Origin of the sequence: Trebonia sp., assembly GCF_049794275.1 — a bacterium.
Classification (GTDB): domain Bacteria; phylum Actinomycetota; class Actinomycetes; order Streptosporangiales; family Streptosporangiaceae; genus Trebonia.
The window spans coordinates 1-6,132 of the sequence record NZ_JBARCR010000021.1; the positions used below are offsets into that span (position 1 = coordinate 1).

Genomic DNA, 6,132 nt, shown 5'->3' on the forward strand with positions numbered 1-6,132 from the left:
ATCACCCGCGGCTCGGTCCAGTACAGGTGGTGCGATCCGGCCTCGTCACTGACCCAGTCGGCGTCGGGGTCCCAGAAGGGCCCCGCGTCCAGGCCGACCACCCGCCAGCCCTGCCGGGCCAGCCGCTGCAGCAGGGTCGATCCCCCGGCCCCGCAGCCCACCACCACCAGGTCGACTGTGTCGCTGTCGGCGAACCGGCGCATGTCGTCGCGCAGCCGGTGATTAGTCCTGCTGCCGTCGTTGGGCAGCAGCCAGGCCGACTCGTTGCGCTCGCGCACCGCCGTCATCAGCGGTCCTTTCCGTGAACCGGGTCATCCGACGGGCGGGTGTCAGCGACCTCGAAGGACTCCCGTGCGTCCACGCCGGGATTCTTGTAACCACGCGGATAAGCGGGGCCGGGAAACCCGATCTCGTTCCACGCCGAGGGATGGGCGTAGAACGCGGTGCACGCGTATCGCGTCCACAGGCTCCAGACGTGCGCGGCGTTCAGGCCGTGCCACTCCTTCGCGCCCAGGTCCTGCACCGCCTGGATGACGGCTCGCTGATCCTCCGCCGAGGCCCGCGCGAACTCGCGGGAGCACGCGGCCTGGCTGTCTTCGTCGAGGAACCGGAGCGACTCTCGCCAGGCCTGCCCGTCCTCGGGCATGTCCGCGTAGCGCCAGCCGTCCGTCTCCTGCTCCGCCAGCCTTGTGTCGATCTGGGGGACGACGGCTACCTTCGGCTCGCCGTCCTGGCCCAGCAGCCGGTCACACAGCGTCGTGGCCGCAGCCTCCTCGGCGGGCGTGAAGAACCGGATGCCGGGCGGCTTTCCGACCCGGGAAAGGACGACGCCCGCCGTCACCGGGTCCCAGTGGCCGGCCTGGTCCAGGACGTTGAAGCCGGGAAACCGGTCACCAGTGGCGGGTTCGCTCACCCGGCCTTTCGGCGCGGTCACTTCTCGCGGCGCAGGATCGCGGCGAGCAGGCCCATGCCGCCGACCATGGTCACCAGCAGCGGAGCCAGCAGCGGCGGCCCCATCTCCATGTTGTAGCGGGCATTGGACCACCCGCCCGGCTTCTGCGCGATTCCCCGAGCGTGCAGGTAGGTCCCTTGCAGGCCGTTGGCGACGATGGCCGCTGAGGCGACTGGCAGGGCCGTCTTGGCCATCCGCTGACTGAAGAATCCCGCCACGCCCGCGACCGCCCCAACCGGCCCGAGGGCGACGGGAATCCACATCATCTTGTTGCCGAAGCTGGCGCTGTCATGCTCAAAGAAGATCTCGGCCGCGGTAACCAGCGCCCCGGCCGCCGTCAGGGCGGACAGGCTGCGCTCGAACCGGCCGGTCTCAACGTTCTGGATCATCCGGTCAATGCCGTGGTGGGCGCGTCCGCTCGCCGAACGGGGGCTTCCTAGCTTCATCCGGGTTCCCTTCGACTGCCTGCATGCTGGTCTGGGCGTCGGCGCATGACGTAGCGAGGTACCCACAGGCTCGGAACTAAACGTTCAGGCGAGGGATGAACGGCCGCGGCGGGGAAGAGTGTTCACATGACTGTCGGAACCGGAAAGCCCGCACTGGACGCGGCTGAGTTCGAGGCCCTATACCAGCGGCTGCGCCAGGTGCCTGCCTGGGGCGCAGCGGACCGGCGTGGCGCGCTGAACTACCTCACACCGGAACGGGTGCTGGCCGCGGCAGGCGAGATCAGGCTGGGCCGGACGGTGTCTCTTGCCGCGCCAATCGAGACAGGCCTGACGCCGGATGACCCCGCGCCCGCCATCCACGAGATGACTGGCCCGCCGGGCACCCAGGCCGACCCCGGTGGACTCACGTTCGCGCAGGACCGGCTGGGCATCAACGTGCACGGCAACGTCGACAGCCATATCGACGCCCTGTGCCACATCATGTACCGCAAGACCCTCTACAACGGCGTACCGGCGGACGCGGTGACCTCGCGCGGCGCGCAAGAGCTGTCCATCGAGGTCGCGCGCGACGGGATCGCCGGCCGCGGGGTCCTGCTCGACATACCACGGTTGCGCGGCGTCCCCTGGCTGGAACCCGGTGATCTCGTGACCGGCGGGGAACTGACCGCGGCCGCGGAATCCCAGCAGGTGAGCGTCGGCCCGGGTGACCTGCTATTCGTGCGGACGGGGCACCGCCGCCGCCGCAATGAGTTCGGCCCGTGGGACGCCGCCAAGCTGCGCGCGGGGCTGCACCCCGCGGCGCTGGAGTTCATTGCCGAACGGAAGGTCGCGGTCCTTGGCAGCGACAGCAACAGCGACACCGCGCCCAGCGTGGCCGAGGGGGTTGAGACGCCGGTACACGTGCTCGCGATTAACGCACTCGGCCTGCACCTGCTCGACTACCTGCAGTTCGAGGATCTCGTGCCGCTCTGCGAGGCCGCCGGACGCTGGTCCTTTTTCTGCGTTATCGCCCCGCTGCGACTGCCGCAAGGCACCGGTTCTCCCGTCAATCCGATCGCGGTCCTGTAACGGGGCTGGCTATCGGTTGCGGTGATGGGCTCATGCGGGATTGGTCATTTCGCACGCGGCCCGGGGTGCGGTTGGCTTGGGACTGAAGTATGGGAGGGGCAACCTTATGACGACACCATCGCGCGTTGAGCCGCCGCCAGACACGGCGTGCGCGTGCGGGCACACTGCTGCGGAGCATGATTCCGTCGCTTCCCGCTACTGCCAGGCGACTACCCAGGGGGCTATTCAGCGGCGCTGCATATGCGTTCCGGCATCCATGCCGCGCCCCCGATGACGTGACCCCGGCCCGACCGGGTCCGCCGAAGAAATCCGTCCCCCCAACCCCGACGCCGACACCGACGCCGACGCCGACGCCGAAGCGGCGGATATGGCTGCTGCCGGCCGGAGTCGCGATCGGGTTCATTGCGCTACTGCTCTTCCACCCGGGCGTTGGCGGGACGCCCGCCCGGGCATTCAGCTACACCAGCTTCGTCGGCGAAGTGACCGCGAACAAGGTCTCGACGGCGGCGATCACCTCGGCGGGATCGGTGAGCGGGAAGCTCCACGACGGCAGCGCCTACACCTCCCAGATCCCGACCGCGCTCAACGACAACGCTCTTTCCGGCCTGCTGCTAGGGCACAAGGTTCAGGTGACAGGAGTCAGCCCGAGCACGACCTCGGTGCTGGGACTGCTACTTGAGTGGGTCCTGCCGCTTCTCATCATCGTCGGGCTCTTCCTCTGGCTTAGCCGCCGTAGCAAGCAGCTCGGACGGATGGGCGGGATCATGACCTTCGGCAGGTCGAAGGCCAAGGTCTACGACGAGGACAGGCCACACACGCGCTTCGCGGACATCGCTGGCTACGAGGGTTCCAAGGCTGAGGTCATGGAAGTAGTGGACTTCCTGAGACATCCGGCCCGCTACGACCAAGCAGGCGCGGTCGGCCCGAAGGGTGTGCTGATGGTCGGGCCGCCGGGAACCGGCAAGACCCTGCTGGCCAGGGCTGTCGCCGGTGAGGCCCAGGTGCCGTTCTTCGCCCTGAGCGGCTCGAGTTTCGTCGAAATGTTCGTCGGCGTCGGAGCCTCGAGGGTCCGGGATCTGTTCACCGACGCCCGGAAGCGTGCCCCGTCGATCATCTTCATCGACGAGATCGACGCCATCGGCGGCCGGCGCGGTCCCGGCGGGTTCGGCTCGAATGACGAGCGCGAGCAGACACTCAACCAGCTGCTGTCGGAAATGGACGGATTCGAGCCAGGCGCCAGCGTGGTCGTTATGGCGGCGACCAACAGAGCGGAAATCCTCGACGCGGCGCTGCTGAGGCCTGGGCGCTTCGACCGGACGGTAGAGATCCCGCTGCCCAACTACGTGGAACGGACCGCGATCCTGGCTATCCACGGGCAGGGCAAGACGCTCGCACCGGACGTGAACTTCGACGTAGTGTCGCGGGGCACGCCCGGATTCTCTGGCGCAGATCTCGCCAACCTCGTGAACGAAGCGGCGATCAACGCCGTGCGCGCTGATCGCCGCGTTCTGAGTGCCGCCGACTTCGACACCGCCAGGGACCGTCTCCTCATCGGCCGCCGTGACGCGTCGAACGCGCTGCTGCCCGAGGAGAAATATGCCGTGGCCGTCCACGAAGCCGGGCACGCGCTTGTGGCCGCGCTCTCGGAGCACACCGATCCCGTCGCGAAGGTCACGATTCTTTCCCGGGGCGCCGCTCTCGGCGTGACCGAGCAGCTGCCTGAGTTCGAGCGCCATCTGCATCCGGAAAGCTACCTGACCGCATCACTCGCCGTGCGTCTTGGCGGTCGCGCCGCCGAGATCATCGTGCTGGCAGAACCGTCGACCGGCTCAGCGAGCGACCTCGCGGGGGCGACCGAGCTCGCGACGCACATGGTGCGGGAGTGGGGGTTCTCCGCAACGGTCGGGCCTGTCAGTTACGGGCCGGAGGGACCGAGCCGCGACAATCCCTTCGCCGGCCGTCCCTATGCAGAGGAAACGCAGCGTTCCATCGACCAGGAAGTAGCCAGGCTGCTCCGGGATGCCGAGGACACGGCCACCAAGCTGCTCCGCGGGCATCGTCAGACTCTCGACCAGGTCGTCGACCTGTTGCTTGAGCGCGAAACGATCGACGGGTCGGACCTGGCGGCCATCGTCGGGGCACCCGGGCCCGCCGACCGCGAACCGGCCGGGGCACCCCTTGCCCTGACGATGAAGCGGCATGAGGGCGAGTGCTTATCCGTCGCCGGTGATGCGTGCCGTGCCGTGGATGACGTCGCCCGCCAGCCCGGTGAGCGGATGGTTGTGATCGCGCGCGTAGCGGCGCAGTGTGACGAACGCCTCGTCGGGAGTGATCCGGAGCCGCTCGGCGAGGATCCCCTTGGCCTGCTCAATGATGATGCGGCTGTTCAGCGCCAGTTGCAGCTGACCGGCCACGACCTCCTGGTGGCGCACGGCGCGTTCCTGCAGGATGCCGATGGTGGCCACGTCCACCAGGGCGGTGGCCGCTACCACTACCGCCGGGTCCAGTCCGTCCGGCGCGGTCCTGAACAGGTTCAGCGTCCCGATGACCTGGTCGCGCAGCCGCATCGGGATGGCGTGCACCCCGGCATAGCCCATCTCTCGGGCGGCGGCGGCGAACCGCGGCCACCGCGCCGCGGGGCGGTCGGAGCGGATGTCGCTGACGATGACGGCCTGCCCGGTGCGGTAGCAGTCCAGGCACGGTCCCTCGTCGTTCTGGATCTGGAACAGCTCCACGACCCGAGCCTGCTCGGTCGAGGCGGCCACCAGCCGCAGCGCGCCCCGGCCGTCGGCCAGCAGCAGCCCGGCCGCGTCCACCTCCAGCAGCTCGACGCACCGGTCGGTGAGCGTCTGCAGGAACTCCATCAGGTCATACCCGGCGACCAGGGTGTCCGCCAGTTCCACGAACGTCTGCGCCAGGCGCTCATCCACCGTTGCTGCCATAACTGCCAGGCTAGCGCTCGCCGCCCCGTACCGTCAGTCATGGGACCCGGCCGGCGATGCCAGGATCAGGCTGCCGGACCGGGATCCGGATCGAACCGCAGCAGGCGCCTGACCACGTCGCCCGCGACATCGTCCAGCGGCGTGCTTGCGGCGAACGCGTGCGCCCGCAGCCGCACGAGTGCCTCCTCCAGGCTCACGCCGAGCTGCACCGAGATCATCCCGGTCGCCTGGTACACCTCGGCGCGGCTGCCTGGCAGGCCGTCCAGCGGCTGGTAGCCGGCCAGCCCGCTGATGCCCGCTGCCGAGTCCAGCAGCAGCTGCAGCGCGATGTCGCCGAAGACCAGCGCATCCGCCAGCTGCTGCGGCGTGAGCGGCCCCGGCCGCGCCCGGTACAGCGACAGCACGCCCACCCGGATCGCCCCGGCCTGCAGCGGGAACGCGAACAGCGCCCGTGCCCCGGCCGCCACCGCCGCCGGGACGAAACCCGGCCACCGCTCCGTCACCAGCTCCAAGTCCGGGATCAGCATCGGCGACCCGAACATGAAATCCTCCACGCCCGGCCCCTCACCGGTCGTGAACAGCAGCTCCTCCAGCCGGACACTCAGCTCACCGGTGGCCGACAGCGGCTCGCGCACCCCCAGGCCGCTCACTACCGTCACGCTCGCGCCGTCCACCGCGAGCCAGTTCGCCGCCGCCCGGCACAGCGCGGCCAGCGACACCGGCG

At 69.3% G+C, this 6,132-nt stretch carries 6 protein-coding genes and 2 pseudogenes; 3 read left to right on the top strand and 5 right to left on the bottom strand.

The window, feature by feature from the left end:
• The 3 genes and pseudogenes from WA805_RS00480 to WA805_RS00490 form a co-directional block, all read right to left on the bottom strand.
• Positions 1-287, bottom strand: a pseudogene (locus WA805_RS00480) (hypothetical protein); the annotation flags it as partial.
• Entirely contained in the window at positions 287-913 is a 627-nt protein-coding gene (locus WA805_RS00485; RefSeq protein WP_422285433.1) for a gluconate 2-dehydrogenase subunit 3 family protein, read from the bottom strand. The gene WA805_RS00485 and the pseudogene WA805_RS00480, both read right to left, overlap by 1 nt.
• Before the next feature lie 17 nt (positions 914-930).
• Positions 931-1,341, bottom strand: a complete 411-nt coding sequence (locus tag WA805_RS00490) for a hypothetical protein (RefSeq protein WP_425241381.1) — start codon at positions 1,339-1,341, stop codon at positions 931-933.
• A 183-nt stretch (positions 1,342-1,524) separates the two neighbouring features.
• Here WA805_RS00490 and WA805_RS00495 point away from each other — a divergent pair, with 183 nt between their 5' ends.
• The 3 genes and pseudogenes from WA805_RS00495 to ftsH all read left to right on the top strand — a co-directional run.
• Positions 1,525-2,466 carry a cyclase family protein gene (locus WA805_RS00495; RefSeq protein ID WP_425241382.1) on the top strand — a complete coding sequence of 314 codons (942 nt, stop codon included), beginning with the start codon at positions 1,525-1,527 and terminating at the stop codon, positions 2,464-2,466.
• A 106-nt stretch (positions 2,467-2,572) separates the two neighbouring features.
• On the top strand, positions 2,573-2,740 hold the full coding sequence (locus tag WA805_RS00500; RefSeq protein ID WP_422275773.1) for an RGCVC family protein: 168 nt from the start codon (positions 2,573-2,575) through the stop codon (positions 2,738-2,740).
• A 205-nt stretch (positions 2,741-2,945) separates the two neighbouring features.
• Positions 2,946-4,535 (top strand): annotated as a pseudogene (gene ftsH / locus WA805_RS00505) (ATP-dependent zinc metalloprotease FtsH); the annotation flags it as partial.
• 144 nt (positions 4,536-4,679) lie between these two features.
• On the opposite strand, the gene WA805_RS00510 reads toward ftsH, so the two are convergent.
• Both WA805_RS00510 and WA805_RS00515 read right to left on the bottom strand, forming a co-directional pair.
• Positions 4,680-5,408: a GAF and ANTAR domain-containing protein gene (locus WA805_RS00510; RefSeq protein ID WP_422285430.1), complete on the bottom strand. Its 729-nt coding sequence runs from the start codon at positions 5,406-5,408 to the stop codon at positions 4,680-4,682.
• Between the two features lie 65 nt (positions 5,409-5,473).
• A partial coding sequence (locus tag WA805_RS00515) for an ANTAR domain-containing protein (protein ID WP_425241383.1) occupies positions 5,474-6,132 on the bottom strand: 659 nt, incomplete at its 5' end.